This window comes from Pseudomonas sp. DF11, from assembly GCF_058148565.1.
Genome location: NZ_JBYVYN010000001.1, coordinates 592081 through 609362 on the forward strand (window position 1 = coordinate 592081; position 17282 = coordinate 609362).

Annotated in this window: 16 protein-coding genes; 5 read left to right on the plus strand and 11 right to left on the minus strand. The window is 61.1% G+C overall.

Going from position 1 to position 17282, the window contains the following annotated elements; genetic code table 11:
* Nucleotide 1: 1 nt before the first annotated feature.
* The 3 genes from AC30D9_RS02420 to AC30D9_RS02430 all read right to left on the minus strand — a co-directional run bounded on the left by AC30D9_RS02420 (nt 2) and on the right by AC30D9_RS02430 (nt 3859).
* The gene (locus AC30D9_RS02420; RefSeq protein ID WP_307572088.1) at nt 2–1105 is read right to left on the minus strand and encodes a polyamine ABC transporter substrate-binding protein; all 1104 of its coding nucleotides are present in this window, start codon (nt 1103–1105) and stop codon (nt 2–4) included.
* 39 nt (nt 1106–1144) lie between these two features.
* Entirely contained in the window at nt 1145–2482 is a 1338-nt protein-coding gene (locus AC30D9_RS02425) for an alginate export family protein (protein ID WP_490143341.1), read from the minus strand.
* A 117-nt stretch (nt 2483–2599) separates the two neighbouring features.
* On the minus strand, nt 2600–3859 hold the full coding sequence (locus AC30D9_RS02430; RefSeq protein ID WP_490143342.1) for a serine hydrolase domain-containing protein: 1260 nt from the start codon (nt 3857–3859) through the stop codon (nt 2600–2602).
* Between the two features lie 310 nt (nt 3860–4169).
* Between AC30D9_RS02430 and AC30D9_RS02435 the strand changes: the two genes are divergently transcribed.
* On the plus strand, nt 4170–5273 hold the full coding sequence (locus AC30D9_RS02435; RefSeq protein WP_490143343.1) for a sigma-54 interaction domain-containing protein: 1104 nt from the start codon (nt 4170–4172) through the stop codon (nt 5271–5273).
* Nucleotides 5274–5335: 62 nt separating this feature from the next.
* Here the strand turns inward: AC30D9_RS02435 and AC30D9_RS02440 are convergent, their stop codons facing one another.
* From AC30D9_RS02440 to msuE, 7 genes are all read right to left on the minus strand, one after another.
* A complete protein-coding gene (locus AC30D9_RS02440; RefSeq protein WP_490143344.1) occupies nt 5336–6661 on the minus strand; it encodes an ABC transporter substrate-binding protein in 1326 nt (441 codons plus the stop codon).
* 71 nt (nt 6662–6732) lie between these two features.
* Nucleotides 6733–7800, minus strand: a complete 1068-nt coding sequence (locus AC30D9_RS02445; protein ID WP_134924540.1) for a branched-chain amino acid ABC transporter permease — start codon at nt 7798–7800, stop codon at nt 6733–6735.
* Between the two features lie 11 nt (nt 7801–7811).
* Nucleotides 7812–8693 carry a branched-chain amino acid ABC transporter permease gene (locus tag AC30D9_RS02450; protein ID WP_109752980.1) on the minus strand — a complete coding sequence of 294 codons (882 nt, stop codon included), beginning with the start codon at nt 8691–8693 and terminating at the stop codon, nt 7812–7814.
* A 67-nt stretch (nt 8694–8760) separates the two neighbouring features.
* Nucleotides 8761–9543, minus strand: coding sequence for an ABC transporter ATP-binding protein (locus AC30D9_RS02455; RefSeq protein ID WP_307572082.1), 783 nt, complete (start codon nt 9541–9543; stop codon nt 8761–8763).
* A 13-nt stretch (nt 9544–9556) separates the two neighbouring features.
* The gene (locus AC30D9_RS02460) at nt 9557–10717 is read right to left on the minus strand and encodes an AMP-binding protein (RefSeq protein WP_490143345.1); all 1161 of its coding nucleotides are present in this window, start codon (nt 10715–10717) and stop codon (nt 9557–9559) included.
* Between the two features lie 14 nt (nt 10718–10731).
* The gene (sfnG, locus tag AC30D9_RS02465; protein WP_490143346.1) at nt 10732–11829 is read right to left on the minus strand and encodes a dimethylsulfone monooxygenase SfnG; all 1098 of its coding nucleotides are present in this window, start codon (nt 11827–11829) and stop codon (nt 10732–10734) included.
* A gap of 40 nt (nt 11830–11869) precedes the next feature.
* Entirely contained in the window at nt 11870–12433 is a 564-nt protein-coding gene (gene msuE, locus AC30D9_RS02470; protein WP_109752984.1) for an FMN reductase, read from the minus strand.
* Between the two features lie 377 nt (nt 12434–12810).
* On the opposite strand from msuE, the gene AC30D9_RS02475 reads away from it, so the two are divergent.
* The 4 genes from AC30D9_RS02475 (at nt 12811) to AC30D9_RS02490 (ending at nt 16410) form a co-directional block, all read left to right on the plus strand.
* The gene (locus AC30D9_RS02475) at nt 12811–14055 is read left to right on the plus strand and encodes an acyl-CoA dehydrogenase family protein (protein ID WP_307572078.1); all 1245 of its coding nucleotides are present in this window, start codon (nt 12811–12813) and stop codon (nt 14053–14055) included.
* A 333-nt stretch (nt 14056–14388) separates the two neighbouring features.
* Nucleotides 14389–15159: a class I SAM-dependent methyltransferase gene (locus AC30D9_RS02480; protein WP_307572076.1), complete on the plus strand. Its 771-nt coding sequence runs from the start codon at nt 14389–14391 to the stop codon at nt 15157–15159.
* Between the two features lie 90 nt (nt 15160–15249).
* A complete protein-coding gene (locus tag AC30D9_RS02485; RefSeq protein ID WP_307572075.1) occupies nt 15250–15975 on the plus strand; it encodes a CPBP family intramembrane glutamic endopeptidase in 726 nt (241 codons plus the stop codon).
* Between the two features lie 57 nt (nt 15976–16032).
* Nucleotides 16033–16410: a hypothetical protein gene (locus AC30D9_RS02490; RefSeq protein ID WP_307572074.1), complete on the plus strand. Its 378-nt coding sequence runs from the start codon at nt 16033–16035 to the stop codon at nt 16408–16410.
* A gap of 176 nt (nt 16411–16586) precedes the next feature.
* Here AC30D9_RS02490 and AC30D9_RS02495 read toward each other — a convergent pair whose 3' ends face one another.
* A complete protein-coding gene (locus AC30D9_RS02495) occupies nt 16587–17282 on the minus strand; it encodes a tRNA (adenine(22)-N(1))-methyltransferase (protein ID WP_307572073.1) in 696 nt (231 codons plus the stop codon).

Genomic DNA, 17282 nt, shown 5'->3' on the forward strand with positions numbered 1-17282 from the left:
ATCACTGATGGGTCTTGATGCTGATCCAGGTACGGGTGCGGATCCGTTCCACAGCGGCGGGTACTGGCTCCAAGGCGAACAGGGTCTTGCGTGCCTCGTCCGGCACATACATGGCGGGGTTGTTGCGAATGTCGGCATTGACCAGCGCCGTGGCGTCCTTGTTCGGGTTGGGGTAACCGATCTTGTTGCTGATCCGTGCGATGACATCCGGACGCAAGATGTAGTTGATGAACGCGTAGGCCTCCTTGGCATGTGGCGCATTGGTGGGCACCATCATGACGTCCGACCACATCGGTGCGCCCTCCTTGGGCAGCGCCATTTCCACCTTGACTCCCTTCCCAGCGTCTTCAGCCAGTCGCTTGGCCAACGCCACGCCGCCCGACCAGCCCACGCCGACACAGATCTCGCCATTGGCCAGGTCCATGCCATAGCGCGACGAATTGAAATAGGTGATGTAGGGGCGAACCTTGAGCATCGCCGCCTGCGCCTTCGGGTAGTCCTCGCGTTTCTGACTGTTGGGGTCCAGCCCTTCGTAGTGCAAGGCAATGGGCACGATCTCGTTGGCGGCGTCGAGCAGACCCACACCACAACTGGCCAGCTTGGCCATGTTCTCTTCCTTGAAGAGGATGTCCCAGGTGTTCATTTGCACATCGGCGCCCAGCACTTGCCGAACCTTGTCGACGTTGTAGCCGATCAGGGTCGTGCCCCACAGATACGGTGCCGCATAACGGTTGCCTGGATCGCCGACCGCTTCCAGGGACTTCATGAACTCGGGGTCCAGATGCTGCCAGTTCGGCAATTGGCTGCGATCCAGGGGTTGGACGGCGCCAGCGGCAATCAGGTGGCTGACATTGGAACTGCTCGGGTACACCACGTCATACCCGGAGTTGCCGGTCAGCAGCTTGGACTCCAATGTCTCGACGCTGTCGAAGACGTCGTAGATGGGACGGATGCCCGTTTCTTCCTGGAAGCTCTTGAGGATTTCCGGCGGCAGGTACTCAATCCAATTGTAGATTCGCACCGTCCGCTCTTCGGCCAGGCTTGCGCCACTGACCAGCATCGAAACGACAGCGCCCAGCAAGGTGTTACGCAAAAACGTACTCATGATCAAACACTCCAGCGCGGCCGCGAAGGCTCGCGGCACTTAATAGCGGTAGGTGAAGTAGAGTTCCAGCGCGCTGAATTTCTGGTCATCGCCGAAGACCTGCTTGGCCGCTGCCATGGGCTTGACCCAGTTATAGGACAGCGAGGTGGACAGCGACTTCGAAGGCGCCCAATCCAGGAAGACTACACTCTCGTCGGCAAAACGCCGGTCGCTGACGGCCGCCCCCATGTAGTTTTTTTCGTCGAGCCAGAATTGGTAGTGGATCGCACCGAGCGTGAGGGTTTCGTTGAGGTGGGTCTTGAGCGAGAACTGCTGGACGTTTTCGTTGCTGTTGAACAGCAGGTAGTTGCCGACGACATCGCCGATCAGCCAGGTGCTCCAGTCGACGAAGCCCTTGCTCAACGGATCCCAGGCTTTCTGGCGGTTATCCGTAAGGTTGTCGTCGCCGGAAAAACTGGCGTAGCGGTAGCCAATGACCGGGGTCAGCGGCAGTGTGCCGAAGGTGTAATCGGCCTGGCCATACCAGGCCTTGGCATCGTAGTCCACGCCTTCGCCACTGCCTCGCTCCAGGGCATATTCGGCGTTGAGGGTCAGGTCCGGGATGCCCGGCAGCTTGGCGTTCAAGGCCCGCACGTTGTACACCAGCATGCCATCGCGGCGGCGCGGCAACGTACTGCCCTTGGGCCCCATGGCCTTGACCTTCAACGCCGTGGCCCCGAGCGTCACCTGGTCGTCGAGGTTGTAGTCCAGGTTCGCGCCGCTCATGCGAAAGTCACCCAGGTCGCTGTCGGTTCCCAGGCTGAAGCCCTGGACCTTCAACGCGCCATGGTCCCAGGCGACCACCGCCGAATCCTTGAAGGCGGTACGCGGGGCGAGCCAATAGGCACCGTCGTTCAGCTGGTCGAGGTTGCCATCCATCACGATGAAACCGTTGCCGATCATGTAGTTCTGGCGGCCGCCCGTCACCGTCCACTCCCCTGCGCGGAAACCGCCATAGAACTCTTCGGTCGACACCTTGCCGTCGGAACTGCGGGTGAAACCACCGGCATCGCCATCACCGAAGGTGGTCGCCCCCACCAGGGAGCCGCCGGCCAGCAGGCTGAAATCCGGCTGCACGGCGTACTCCAACTTGACGCCTGGCTTGACGTAGAACTCCTGCCAGTCGATTTTCGTGCCGCGATTCTTGCCGCTGCGCATATCCACCACGCCGCCACCAAAGTTGACGTTGCGGGTGGACACGGCTGCGCCACCGGCCGTTAAGTTGACCTCGCCCTTGAGGTTGCCCTCCTCGAAGGTGTAGCCCGCCCATGCAGCCTGGGCGGACAAGGGTAACCCGAGCATGAGGAACGTTCGGGACAAACGCGTCATGGAAACCATATGGAGCTCCTGTGTGATTATTGTTGTTACAGGGCAGTGAAAGGCGCGCAAAACCGCGCCAACACCTGGCTGGGCCAGGTGAGCGGAACGCAAGATTCTTGTGCTTATCGGATGAAGTCAGGGTGTCAGGTGCGCTGCGATGGCACGCAGCATGCGCACGCTGTCGCCATCGAATGGGCTGACGGCATCGTCCAGGGACGACTGTTTGACGATCACCACGCCAGACGGCTTATCGATGAACAGGTATTGGCCATGGATGCCTCCGGCCATGAGCGCGTGGCTGTGGTCGTTGAAGACATACCACTGGCTGCGGTAGGACGCGCCGGGGGTCCAGCTCGAAAAGTCGGCGCATGCGGCATAGATCGCGGGGTCGGCCCCGGCGGCGATAGCGGCGAGCGCCTCCGCTGGAAGCAGTTGTCGCCCGTCCTGGCGACCATCGTTGGCCAGCAGCCGACCGAAACGCGCCATGTCACGCAAGGTCGCACTGAACCCGGCACCGGCTACGCTGCGGCCCCAGGGATCGGCCAGGAAATAGCCGTCACGCTCACAGCCCAACTGGCTCCAGACTGCCTGTAGCAACTGGTGGCAAGCCTTGCCAGAGGCCCGCTCCATGACCCAGGCCAACGCCTCGGTGGTGGCCGTCACGTAATGGAAAAAGCCGCCATGACTGCCGCGCTTCCTCAGTGACGGCAAATACTGGTACAGGGATTCGAACGTCGTGTACTGCGCCGGCGCCGGCTGGAAACCGCAGGCATAACCGTATTGGGAACTCTCTGAATCCGGATCCTCATAGACTTCGCTGTAATCGACGGCCACCGCCATGTCGAACAGCTGGCGCACAGTCGCATCGCCGAACGCGCTGCCCGCCAGTTCCGGTACGTAATGGGCGGCGGTCAGCGTCGGGGCCAGCAGGCCTTCGCAGACCAGTTGCTCGCCCAACGCCCCGATCAGCGACTTGGTCACCGAAAACATGATGTGTCGGTCCTGGGGGCGCTGGCCGTTGAAGTAGCGCTCGAACAGTAAGGTGTCGCCCTTGAGGACCAGGAAAGCATCGGTCTGGCTGGCGATCAGGTGGTCGATCACGCTGATGCTCAAGCCACACTCGCTGTCGAAGTGCAGCTCATCCAGCGGCTGGAGTGCCTGCTTGAAGGCACTGACCGGCCCGGTGCCGGCCTGCACATCGATGGAAGGACGCAAGCGCGCCAGGTTGCGGAACCCCCATTGGTTGAACGGCGGGCTCATCCAGTTGTGCCAAGTGACGCGACGATGGGGTTCGGCGGGAAAGCCTTGCATGAGCGAAGGCGCCGTGTGGGTGTCAGACGACTCGTGAGTCTCGACGTAAAGACAGGCCAATGAAGGCGCAGTGTTCTGATTCATCGGGTTGCCCCTGCGAAATGACTCTGCGTGAAAGCAGATGCAGGGAAATAATTACTCGATGTTATTTTTTAGTCAATAAAACTTTTTACCGTGACTTTGATTAATTGCCATTTTCGCTACCACGGCTACCAGTCCCGCGTTGCATCCCTGCGGACGATAGCCCTAAGCAAATAACTAAAGGTTATTTGTTTTATATTTTTTAGATCATTTAAATTACAGCTCAAGCCCAATGGCTTCCTGCGGTGTTGTCATCAAGGAGCGATGGCACGCCCAACTTCAGTCACGGCAATCTCATTAGCGGGCCACCGTCATGCAGCTTCTAACGCTACCTCCCTCCCCTGGCCTTGCCACTTCCATTCGTGCCACGGCCCAGGTTTTCGAAGACCCTACCTCTCGTGCCTTGCTCGCTCATCTGCAACAAGTAGCGCCCAGTGACGCCAGCGTGCTGATCATCGGCCAGACCGGCACGGGCAAGGAACTGGTTGCGCGCCACGTGCACAACCTCAGCGCCCGTCGCCACAAGCCGTTCGTTGCAGTCAACTGCGGCGCGTTTTCCGAGACCCTGGTGGAAGCCGAGCTGTTCGGCCATGAAAAAGGCGCCTTTACCGGTGCGCTGACGGCAAAGGCCGGCTGGTTCGAGGAAGCGGATGGCGGCACCCTGTTCCTCGATGAAATCGGTGATTTGCCGCTGCCGATCCAGGTCAAGCTGCTCCGGGTTCTCCAGGAGCGCGAGGTGGTCCGGTTGGGTTCGCGCAAGAGCATCAAGATCAATGTGCGCGTGCTGGCGGCCACCAACGTGCAGTTGGAGAAAGCCATCAATGCCGGGCACTTTCGCGAAGACCTCTATTACCGCCTGAACGTGGTCAGCCTGGTGCTCAAGCCCTTGCGCGAACGCCCCGGTGACATCCTGCCGCTGATACGCCACTTCATTACAGAGTACAGCCGCCGGCTCGGGCACGGCGAAGTGACGCTGGATGCCCAGGCCCAGCGCAAATTGCTCGACTATTCGTGGCCGGGGAATATCCGCGAGCTGGAAAACGTCATCCACCACACACTGCTGATTTGCCGCCACAACGTGATCGGCGCGCAGGACTTGCACCTGTCGAACTTTCGTATCGAGCGCCAGGACAACCCACCGCAATCTGTGCCTCAAAGTGCGGAGGAGCTGTTGCATAAAGCCTTTGAGAAACTGCTCGAGCAGGAGCATGGCGATTTGTATGAAAAGGTCGAGGCCGAGCTGTTGCGCGCTGCCTATCGATATGCCAACTGCAACCAAGTCCACACCGCCAGCCTGTTGGGCCTGAGCCGAAACGTCACGCGAACGTTGCTGATCAGGATTGGCGAGCTGGTGGTCAATCGACGCCGCCCGGCGCTGAGCACGCAGGATGGCCAGGTGATCAATCTGTCGACCTGAGCTACCAGGGGTTCCGTGGCGAGGGAGCAAGCTCCCTTGCCACAAAACGATTCGATGGGTGCTCAGGACTCCTTGCTGCAATCACGCGGGGTAATGCCTTTTTCCCGGGCGTACTGGTGCGAAGACGCTTCGATGATCGGCCGCAACAAGGCGCGGTCGGCCTGCACCCAGTCACTGATCAGCTTCCACTGGCTGCCGTCCCACTGCTGGAAGCGCACCGCGCCCCCGCCTTCATGGTCCGAGCACGACAACTGCAATGGCTGCACCAGCCCCAGCGCCCCCAGTTCCTTGAGTCGGGCGTCGTCGAGCTTGAGGTTCTCGAACCCCCAACGCACCTGCTCACCGGTCAGCGGCTGCTTGCCGAACTTCTGCTGGGCAATGCGCACCGCCTCCACGTTGAGGATGCCATTGACCACGCCGAGGTTGTAATACACCGTGCCGAATCGCTTGGGGTCGGCCAGGTCGCCCTGGCCGGCGTCGACCACTTGTTTCTTGATGCCCTGCAACACCGGGAAATCGGTGCCCGAGGGGTGCGTGGTGATGGCGATGAAGCCCTTGGCCGCAGCACCAGCCGGCGCGGCGTCATCCTCGGAATTGCTCCAGATGTTGCCGATGATGTGATCGGCCGGGAAACCGACTTTCTGCGCGGTTTTCAGCGCCACCGGGTTCATCACCCCCCAACCGCGCAGGATCACCCAATCGGGTTTTTCCCGACGGATATTCAGCCACTGCGACTGTTGCTCGTTGCCCGGGTGCGGCACCTCCAGCAAGGTCAGCGTAAAGCCGTACTTGTCGGCCAGGGTTTGCAGGACTTCATTGGTTTCCTTGCCATAGGGCGAACCGTGATACAGCGTGACGATCTTCAAGCCCTTGAGTTTATCCAGCCCGCCGGCGCGCTGGCCGATGTAGTTGATGATCGCCGACACTTCCGAATAGGGGTTCAACTGCAACGGGAAGACGTAGGGAAACACGCTGCCATCGGTGGAATCCGTGCGCCCGTGGTTGATGGTGATCAACGGCAGTTTGTCGGCGGTCGAGCGGTCCAGGGTGGCGTAGGCAATGCCCACCGACAGCGGGTTGGTGGCCGCCGCGGGTGCGCCGTTCAAGCCTTTCTTCAGGCGTTCGTAGCACTCCACACCTTTCTCGACCACGTATTCGGTTTCGCACTCGCTCCAGGTCAGCTTGACGCCGTTCACGCCGCTGTTGGCGTTGACGTACTTGAGGTAGTCGATGAAGCCGCCGAAAAAACCCGTGCCACCGGCCGCATAAGGGCCGACGCGATAGCTTTGCAGCGGGAAGTATTGTTCGTTGTCCGCCTGGACGGTGAAGGCCGTGGCGGTGAGGCTCAGGGCCAGCGTCAGGCTGCTGGCGAATGATCGTTTGAACATCGGATTTTCCTTGTTATAAGCCATGAATGAGCCAACAAAATGGGACTGCAAACCCGCGTTGTGCGGTTCGCTCAGTAGCGCAACGGCCACAGCCGTGCGCGCTGGCGAAATCTCTGCCAGAGGCGCGCGAGGCCCTCTGGTTCCTTGATCAGAAACAGAATGATCAGGGCGCCGAATATCATCTTCTGCAGGTTTTCCACCTGGCCGGCGTCCACCAGCCCGCCGGGCAGCAGCGACACGAGGTTCGAGAGCAAGACCGGAAACAGCACGATGAAGGCCGCCCCGAGGAAGTTACCCAACAGGCTGCCGAGGCCACCGATAATGATGATGAACAGGATCTGGAACGAGCGATTGAGGTCGAAGCCATGGGGCTCCACTGTCCCCAGGTAAGCGAAGGCCCAGAGCGCGCCGGCCACCCCGAGGAAAAAGCCACTGATGGCGAACGCCAGCAGCTTGGTTTTCGCCAATGGAATGCCAATCACCGCTGCGGCGGTGTCCATGTCGCGCACGGCCATCCAGTTGCGCCCCAGCTCGCTGCGCACCAGGTTCTTGCCCAGCCAGAACAGCGCCACCACCACGCCCAGGGTCAACAGATAGCGGCCGGCCGGTGCGTCCAGGTTGACCCCGAAGATTTCCAGGCGCGGCGCGCTGATCACGCCCGAGGCGCTGTTATTGGAAAACCAACTGAAGCGGGTCAGCGCCCAGGTCACGAAGAACTGCGCAGCCAAGGTCGAGACCAACAGGTAGAAACCTTTGATGCGCAGGCTCGGCAGGCCGAACAGCACCGCCACCAGCGCCGCCATCAACCCGCCCAGGGCAATACTGACCAGCAACGGCAAGCCGGCGACCCGCACTTCGAGGTTGTAGGTGGCAAAGGCCCCCACCGCCATGAATGCCGCCGAACCTAGGGACAACTGCCCGGCATAACCGGTGAGCAAATTGAGCCCCAACCCGGCCAGGGACAGCACCAGGAACGGAATCAGGATCGCGCTGAACCAGTAGTCATTGCCCAGCCAGGGCACCCCGACGAAGGCAAACAGCAGCAACGCGGCCAGCCCGTGACGGTCCTGGCGCAGCGCGAAGACCCGACGGTCCTGGGCATAGCGGGTATTGAACTGGCCTGCTTCTCGATAAAACATGATGCGCTCCCCTAAACCCGTTCGATCGCCCGTTCGCCAAACAACCCCGCCGGACGCACCAGCAAAAACAGCAGCGCCAGCACGTAGGGAAACCAGTTCTCGATGCCACTGCCGATGAAGGGCCCGAGGTAGACCTCCGCCAGCTTCTCCGACGCACCGATGATCAAGCCGCCGACAATCGCGCCGCTGATGGAGGTGAAGCCGCCGATGATCAACACTGGCAAGGCCTTGAGCACCACCAGCGAGAGCGAGAACTGCACACCCAGGCGAGCGCCCCAGAGCAGGCCGGCGACCAGCCCGACAAACCCCGCCACCGCCCAGACCACCACCCAGACCCGTTGCAAGCGGATGCCCACGGCCAACGCCGCCAATGGGTCATCGGCCACCGCCCGCAACGACAGCCCGAGCCGGGTCTTGTTGAACAGCCAGGACAACAGCAGCACCAGGAACGCCGCCGTCAGCGCGGCAAAGATGTCGAACTGCGACAACAACATGCCGCCCAGTTCCAGCGGTTCGTCGCTGATGCCCAGTTCCAGCCCATGCACCTGGGTGCCCCACAGCGCCTGGGCGAAGCCTTCGATGACGTAGGACAGCCCGAGGGTGGCCATGAACAGCGTGATCGGCGAGCGGTTGACCAACGGGCGCAGCACCACGCGCTCCACCGCCACGGCGATCAGCACCATGGCCGCCAGGCTGATGACGAACGCCAGCCAGAACGGCACACCGCGTTCCAGCAGGCTGACGAAGGTCAGCGCCGAGAACAGCACCATCGCGCCCTGGGCGAAATTGAACACGCCGGAGGCCTTGTAGATCAGCACAAAACCGATGGCCACCAGGGCGTACATCACCCCCGCCAGTAACCCGCCAATCAATACTTCAAAGAAAAATTCCATAGCTGTTCCTGTTCTGCGGGCGCAACTTGCCTGCCCTCCCTGGCGGGAAGGCGTCGAATATCCGGTGTCAGTGGCGAGTGCCCAGGTAGGCCGAAATGACCTCGGGGTTCTGCCGTACGTCTTCGGGCGAGCCGTCGCCGATCTTGCGACCGTAATCGAGCACCACCACGTGATCGCTGATGTCCATGACCACCCCGATGTCGTGTTCGATCAACACCACGGTAGTGCCCAGTTCTCGATTGATGTCGACAATGAAGCGACTCATCTGCTGCTTCTCGTCGGCATTCATCCCGGCCATGGGCTCGTCCAGCAACAACAGCCGAGGCTCCGCCGCCAATGCCCGGCCCAACTCGACCCGTTTCTGCAAGCCATAGGGCAACGTCCCCACCACCGCGTCGCGCCAAGGCTGCAAGTGCAGGAACGCGATGACGCGTTCAGCCGCTTCGCGCTGGACATCATCCTCGGCCCGGGCGCGACCGATGCGCAGCGCTTGCTCGACCCAGCTGCTGCGACGCTTGAGGTTGCGTCCGGTGAGCACGTTGTCGAGCACGCTCATGCCCTTGAACAGCGCAATGTTCTGGAATGTCCGGGCGATGCCGCGTACCGCCACATCGTGGGGGCGCATCCGGCGCCGCTCCTGTCGATCGAAACGGATGCGCCCGTCCTGGGCGTGGTACACACCGCTGATGACATTGAGCAGCGAACTCTTGCCGGCACCGTTGGGGCCGATCAAGGCGCAGATCTCACCAGTGGCAACGCGAAAGCTGATGTCCGTGACCGCCTTGACGCCTTTGAATGACAGTGAAATATGTTCCAGCTCCAGCAAATGCGTGGCGGCCGTCCGGGTCATGGGGTGTTTCCTCTTAGGCCGGTTGCGACTGGAGCCCGGTCCAGTCAGGGTTGATTTGCTTCACAAGGTTCGTCGGCGCTTCCCAGTGGGCTGTATCGCCCCACTGGCGAACCCGGATACCCAACGCCTGGAAAAACACCTGGGTCTCGGGCGGCAAGGCATCCCCCACCAGCAGCGGCGCGCGGGTCCGGGAAAAACCCAGCACATCACGCAAGGGCCGACGAACCAGCCAGTCACCCAGCTGCCTTTGCAGGAGCCCCGGCTGGGCCGCCAACGCCCAATCCACCAGCCGACGCGACCAACTACCCGACTCCGGCAAACGCTCCAACGCATAACGGTACAAGCGCTCGTAGGTTTCACGCGTCCCGGCCACCAATGTCGGGCCCAGCTCGCGGCGGTCGCGATCACGGGTCGCCAGGTTTTCAGGAAAGTTCAGGCGAAAACCGGCGATCAACCACGGCGCCAGCAAATAGCGGGCTTGTCCGCCCGAGGCGAACGCCCGTGCGGCCAATGCCTCTTCTTGCCGTCCCAGGCCTTCACGCGTAACCAACCGCTGGCCCTCCTGCAGCAGCTCGGCATGGCTGACGCGCTGCTCTTCAATTGCCTGCCCCGCCCCGCGATAAAAGACAAACGCTGTTTGCAGCACTTGCCCTTGCGGTGCCAGTTCGTCGGTGGGCCGCTCGGCAACCAACGCGGCGTAATCCAGCGCTTGCGCAAATGGCATCGAATCCGACAAGCCACGCTTGTCGAGGTAAACCAGCACGCTCGGGTTCACCTGCGCCGCACGCAGACGCAGCATTTCTTCCAGGCCCTCGACCAGAACGAAATCCGGCTGCAATGTGCCGAGCAGTTGCACCTGTTCGGCCCGTGCCTCCAATGGGTCGAACAGGCTCGCCACGCCACCCAGCCACTGCGCAGCCAATGCCGCAAGCAGCGCCTGCGGCCTGGGTCGGCTGATGATCGTCAGGCTCGCCCCCGTGGAAAAACCGCGGGCTTGCAGGGCGCTCGCCAAACGGCGCACCTCGTCGGCCACGAGCCCCCAGGTCCACTCCTGCCAGACACCCAGGTGCTTGTGGCGCAGCGCGACATCCGCGCCATGCCACTGCGCCTGTTGTTGCAACCACTGGGGCAAGCTGGCTGGTAGCGCAACGGTGGTGTCGGTGAAGGTACCCATGCTGCCTCCCGCGCCTAAGCGACCGCCGCCGTTTTGGCTGCCGCTTTGCGTTGCTCCAGCTCACGCACCAGCGGTAGGACCTTGCGGCCGAAATACTCGACTTCTTCCTGAAAATGCAGGAAACCTGCGAGCACCAGATCAACCCCCACGGCCTTGAGCGCGACGATGCGTTCGGCGATCTGCTGCGGCGTGCCGATCAGGTTGGTCTTGAAGCCGTCGTTGTACTGCACCAGGTCCTCGAAGCTGGACTTGGCCCAGTTGCCTTCACCTTCCGGGCTGGACTTGCCGGCTTGTTTCGCCGCATCGCCAAAGGCATTGACCGCTTCGGGGTCGGCCTGGTCGATGATCTGGGCAAGGACCGCACGCGCTTCCTCTTCGGTGTCGCGGGCGATGACGAACGCGTTCACTCCGACCTTGACCTTGTGGTTATTGACCGCGGCCTTGGCCTGGATGTCGTCGACCTGGGCCTTGATCCCCTCGACGGTATTACCATTGGTGAAATACCAGTCGGAGACACGGGCGGCCATGTCCCGGGCGGCACGTGAGCTACCGCCCTGGAAGATTTCCGGGTGCTGCTGCAACGGCTTTGGCTTTAGGGTGTAGTCATGGAAGCGGTAGAAGTCACCGCGGAAGGTGAAGTTGTCGGTGGTCCAGATCCCCTTGAGCGCGGTGATGAACTCTTCGGAACGGCGATAGCGCTCATCGTGCTCCAGCCACGGCTCGCCAATGGCCGTGAACTCGCCCTTGAACCAGCCCGAAACGATGTTGACCGCGACCCGGCCGCCGGTCAGTTGATCGATGGTTGCGATCTGCTTGGCCAACACCGACGGCGTCCACGGCCCCGGCAACACCGCCGCAATGACTTTCAAGCGCGTGGTGGCGGCCAGCAAGGCATGACTGAACGCCACGGACTCATGCTGGTATTCGGCGCCGTATCCGGCGGTAAAGCGCACTTGGGACAGGGCGTAGTCGAAGCCGGCCGCTTCAGCGATCTGGGCCAGCTTGCGGTTGTAGTCGATACCCCAGTCGGTGCGCTGCTCGATTTTGCTGACCACCAGCCCACCGCTGACGTTGGGCACCCAGTAGGCAAATTTGATCGTGTCCTGGCTCATTGCATGTACTCCACGGCTCGTTTTGAAAGGAAGAAATCGGTCAAGCGGCGCTGGCGTCGCGTCGGGCGCTCGGGACCAGGCTCAGCAACGCCGACTCGACGGCGCGCTCGATACGCTCCAGCACCTGTGGGCTGGAGATCCGGTAATGGGTGAAATCGGTTTCGCTGGCATAGACCCCCACCGGCAGGCTGAGGGCCTGGAAGAAGCCGAACAGGGGTCGCAGTTGGTGATCGATGATCAAGGCATGGCGATCCGAGCCCCCCGTCGCAGCCAGCAACACGGGTACGTTCTTGAGGGCTTCGTGATGAACGAAATCGAACAGATGCTTGAACAGGCCGGTGTACGAGGCCCGATAGACAGGGCTTGCGGCGATCAGCAGGTCGGCCGATTCAATGGCCTGCAAATCATCCTGCACGGCAGCCGGCAACGCCTCGCGACGCAACACCCCGGCGAACTGTGGACCGACCTTGGCCAGCTCGATCAAGCGCAGCTCGATCGGCAGTTGCTGCCCGAGCCGCTCCACCAACGCCTGGAGCAGGACCAGTGTGCGTGACGGGTGCTGCACGCTGCCTGACACCGCCACCACTTTGAATTGCTTGCTCATCGCTTACCCCATGCCTGGAGACGCCACCTCAGCGTCTGCACAAGGGATAGAGCAGCAACCGTGCCATCTAAATATTTCCTTAATAATCAATGGATTATAAGAACAGCCCAATCACTTTGCTGTCGCTCGACGGACAAGCTGTTGATCCACTGTTGCGTAGCGAACATCCGGCGCGTCGATGTCCGTGGCAGCAACTGTTGCCCGGCACACAGTTGCGCAACAGATTGTCCGCGGCAAGGGCAGCCCTTTCGTTGATGAACCCTGTTCAAACCCCGTATTCACGGGCGTTTGGCCTCGGGCATGGACTGTGCAATGGCCACTGGCAACGGCAGGTTTCTCCCCTGCCCGTCTACTCGTCAGTCAGAAGGAACATCGCCATGACCGCACAGCAACAACACCTGCCACCGATTCTTTCCATCGGCACCGACTATGAGCCCCTGGCCGAACGCTTTCGGCCGATCTTTGCACGCATCCAGGCCGGCGCCTTGGAGCGTGAGCAGACGCGCAGCCTGCCCTTTGAACAGGTCAAATGGCTGAAAGAAGCAGGCTTTGGTGCCATCCGCGTACCGGTCGAATATGGCGGCGCCGGGGCCTCGTTGCCACAGCTATTGCAACTGCTGATCGAGCTGGCCGAGGCCGATTCCAACCTGCCCCAGGCCCTGCGCGGGCACTTCGCATTTGTCGAAGACCGCCTCAATGCCCACGCCAGCAGCCCGCAAGACCTATGGTTCAAGCGCTTCGTCGAAGGTGAACTGGTTGGCAATGCCTGGACTGAAGTCGGCGCCGTGAAGATCGGTGAAGTGGTTACCCGGGTTTCCCGGCAAGGCGATCAATGGGTCGTCAACGGCACCAAGTACTACAGCACCGGCAGTATCTTCGCCGACTGGATCGACGTGTATGCCCAGCGCGACGACAACGGTGCCGACGTGATTGCCGCCGTGCGCGTGCACCAGCCGGGCGTCAAGCAAAGCGATGACTGGGACGGCTTTGGCCAACGCACCACCGGCAGTGGGACGTCGCTGTTCGAGAATGCGCTGGTCGAGGCGGAAAACCTCATCGACTTCTCCACCCGCTTCAAATACCAGACTGCGTTCTATCAACTGGTCTTGCTCGCCGTATTGACCGGCGCCGGCCGCGCCGCGGTCCACGACATCACCGAGCAAGTGCGCAAACGCACACGGATTTTCAGCACCGGCAATGCCAGCGCAGTGAGCCAGGACGTGCAGGTGCAGCAAGTGATCGGCAAGGCTTCGGCCCAGGTCTATGCCGCCGAAGCCACCGCCCTGCGAGCCGCGAGCGCCTCCCAGCGCGCCTATGAAAGCCGCTTCAGTCAGAACGCCGAGACCGAACACACCGCCAACATCGCCGCCGAACTGGAGTCGGCCCAGGCCCAGGTGGTCATTTCCGACCTGGTGCTACGCGCCACCAGCGACCTGTTCAACGCCCTTGGCGCCTCGGCCACCAGCACCAGCAAGGCCCTCGACCGCCACTGGCGCAACGCCCGCACCGCGGCTTCGCACAATCCGTTGATCTACAAGGAGCGCATTATTGGTGATTGGGAAATCAATGGGACGGAGCCGCCGTATGTCTGGCAGATTGGCGGGGGGTCGAAGCAGCTTTGAGTAGGTAGGTTGGTGTATATCCATTGCTGCGGTAACGGAGGGTCAGTTGGCTGATGATATCGGCTGTGCTGACGTCTTCGCGAGCAACTCGCTCCCACAGGTTTTGTGTTGCGTCCAGAGACTGTGAACGCCCGTAAATCCATGTGAGAGCGAGCCTGCCAGTTAAAAACTGTTACCTATGTGCGTGAACTGATTTGTAACCCATGTGGGTGAGTCAAGCCATCTGCCCCAACGCAAGCGCGTGAGACCAGGCACAAAAAAGGATCAACTAGCTGACGACCTGAACACACCGCATAATCCATCTACCCCCATCCACCCGAAGGGTCGCTGAAGATGACAGTTATCCATAAGGCCGCTCAGATAGGATACTCAGCAGAAGCCGGCACCTATACCCAAGGTCGCCCAGACTACCCAAGCGAAATACAGGCATGGCTCAGCAGTACACTGCAAATCAGCCCAGGATCGACAGTCATTGAGCTAGGAGCCGGTACCGGTAAGTTCACTCGCCTGCTGGACTCAATGACGATCAATACCATCGCCATCGAACCGGTCGAGGCGATGCGAATCGAGTTTGCCAAACATTTGCCGAACGCCAGGATTCTGGAAGGAACGGCCGAATCCATTCCCCTCGAGGCCGGGGCGGCGCAGGCGCTCGTATGCGCCCAAGCCTTCCACTGGTTCGCGAATGAAACCGCGCTCCAGGAGATTCACCGAGTACTCAAACCGGGCGGCCGACTCGGCCTGATCTGGAACGTGCGTGATGAGTCAGTGGACTGGGTGGCCGACATCACTAAAATCATCACCCCCTTCGAAGGCGATACCCCGCGCTTTCATACTGGAAACTGGCGACGCCCCTTCAACGGACGTTACTTCTCGGAGCCCGAACTGACCTGTTTTAGTTACACCCACGTTGGCAGCCCCGAGACGGTCATCCTGGATCGCTTTCTGTCGGTGAGTTTCATCGCAGCGCTGCCTGACGCAGGGAAAAAACAGGTAGCGGATCAACTACTGGCCTTGATTCAAAACCATCCGGCGCTACGCGGGCGCAAGCACATTGAGTTCCCTTATCAAACCCACGCTTATTCATGTCGCCGCCTGGATTGAATCACGACGCCATCAACCCAGCGGGAACGCGTACCTGACGCCCTCAAAATACTGGCATCATGCTTTTTTCTTTGCATTCATGGAGTGACTGTGACGAACCTATGTGCCGCCCCTGACTTTGCTCCCGCTGCCACTTTGTCGCCCTACCGCTTCTTTCCCCGGCTCGGGATGTTCGTTCTTGCCACCCTGATAGTCTTCCTGGCAGCAGTGCCCGAGGTCCTTTTCGTACCCACGGACATGCAGGCCTACCTGACGTTCACCACCACCTCCGGTATCACCGCGCTCGTTCTCCTCGCCCTCTTCGCCTGGCAATACCGCTCCGATGCGCGTGCTCAATGGCGTGGTCACTGCATAGGCAAACCGCTCAAGTGGGGTGCGCTTGGCATCATTGGGTCCTACCTGCTTTTCGGGGTTGCCATCCTCGTGCTGGGGCTGCCGCGAGAAGTGTTCATGGCCGAGCTTCTGGATGGACTCAACAATTGGCAGGCCATGGTCAAGGTTGCCTCGCTGATCGTGCTGCCGCCCATCGCCGAAGAGCTGTTTTTCCGCCATTACATGCTGCGACTGTTTCCCTGCGAGAACAGCCGTGCCTGGACATGGATCGCGATCATCGTCACCTCAGCCATCTTCGCCGGCATGCACATCCAGTATGGGAATTGGATAACTGTCGTGTTGATCTTCGCCTGTGGAAGCGTGTTCGCCGTCGCCAGAGTGGTCAGCGGTGGCCTGCTGGTGCCGGTGCTCCTGCATTCGCTGGCCGAAGTGGTTGCCCTGACTACTGACAAGTCCTTCTCACTGCTGGGGCTTTACGGTTGAGTCAGCCAAAGGCGAGGCTATGATTCACGTACCTCAGCACTTCAAACAAGGGCAACAATGAAAATTCACGCAGCATGCCTCGGACTGCTTGCCTTGACGCTCCCCTTCCTGTGCGCCCCCGTCCAGGCCTCGACTTGGCAGATCTGCCACATGGAGCTGCGTATCGTCGAGGTGCTGAAACAACCCTATCCGCAGCTCCAGGCGCAGGTGATGAAAGTCACGCCGAAGTCCTCCTCGGTGGAGTGTCCTGTGCAAGGCTCGTTGCTCACCTTCACCCCGGAAACCCCAGATTACCAAACCACGCTCCCCCGCCGACAATGGCCTCGGAAAGGACAGTCGCTAGAGATCGCCTACCGCTACCTGGATGGCATCTGTAAAGGCGACGGCAACTCACATCCGTGTCGCATCAAGCACTACCCGGTGGTGGGTCGATAGACGGGCAGCCGAAGAAGGCGATATTTCTCAAATCAGTGAAGTCACTGATGCCCCCATCGCGAGCAGGTTCGCTCCCACAGGGAATTGCGGGTGTTCACAGCATTCCGGCTCACCACAGAACCTCTTGTGGGAGCGAGCCTGCTCGCGATGACGTCGGCACCTCCACCTCGATCAACTCAAGCCAACAGCTCAGTGATCCACCGGACCTGCCGCGCAACGTCCTGCAGCTTCTCTTCCGGCACGGTTTGCCGCGCCTGGGCGAAACTGGCGAGGGTCTTTTGTTTCTGGCGCAGCAGGCGCTGCCACTTGGCCAGGAAGGTTGGGGTGCGGGCTTGCATCTGCAGCGGGCCGAAGTACAGCTGTTCGGCGGTGTACGTCACCGGCCCGGCGCGCTCGGCGACGATGATCTCGTAGTAGAAGCGGTTTTCCCGCAGCACTTCTTCGCAGAGGATGCGGTAGTCGTTTTCCATCAGCCATTGGCGCAACGGCTGCTCGCCGCCGTTAGGTTGCAGGATCAGACGTTCGTGCCCGCTCAATCGTGCCTTGCCGCTGTCGAGGATGTCGCGGATCGTCTCGCCGCCCATGCCACAGAGGCTGATCGCGGTGATCCCGTCTTCCGGCTCGATCGCCGCCAGGCCATTGGCAAGGCGTACGCTGACCTGCTGCTCCAGGTCATTCTCACGCACGGTGCGCTCGGCGGCGCGTAACGGTGTCAACGCCACCTCGCCGGCCACCGCCGCCGCGATGACGCCACGGCGCAGCAAGGCCACCGGCAGGTAAGCGTGATCCGAGCCAATGTCAGCCAGGCGCGCACCTGCCGGCATATGCGCCGCCACACGCTCCAGGCGCATGGACAATGTCTGTTCGTTCAA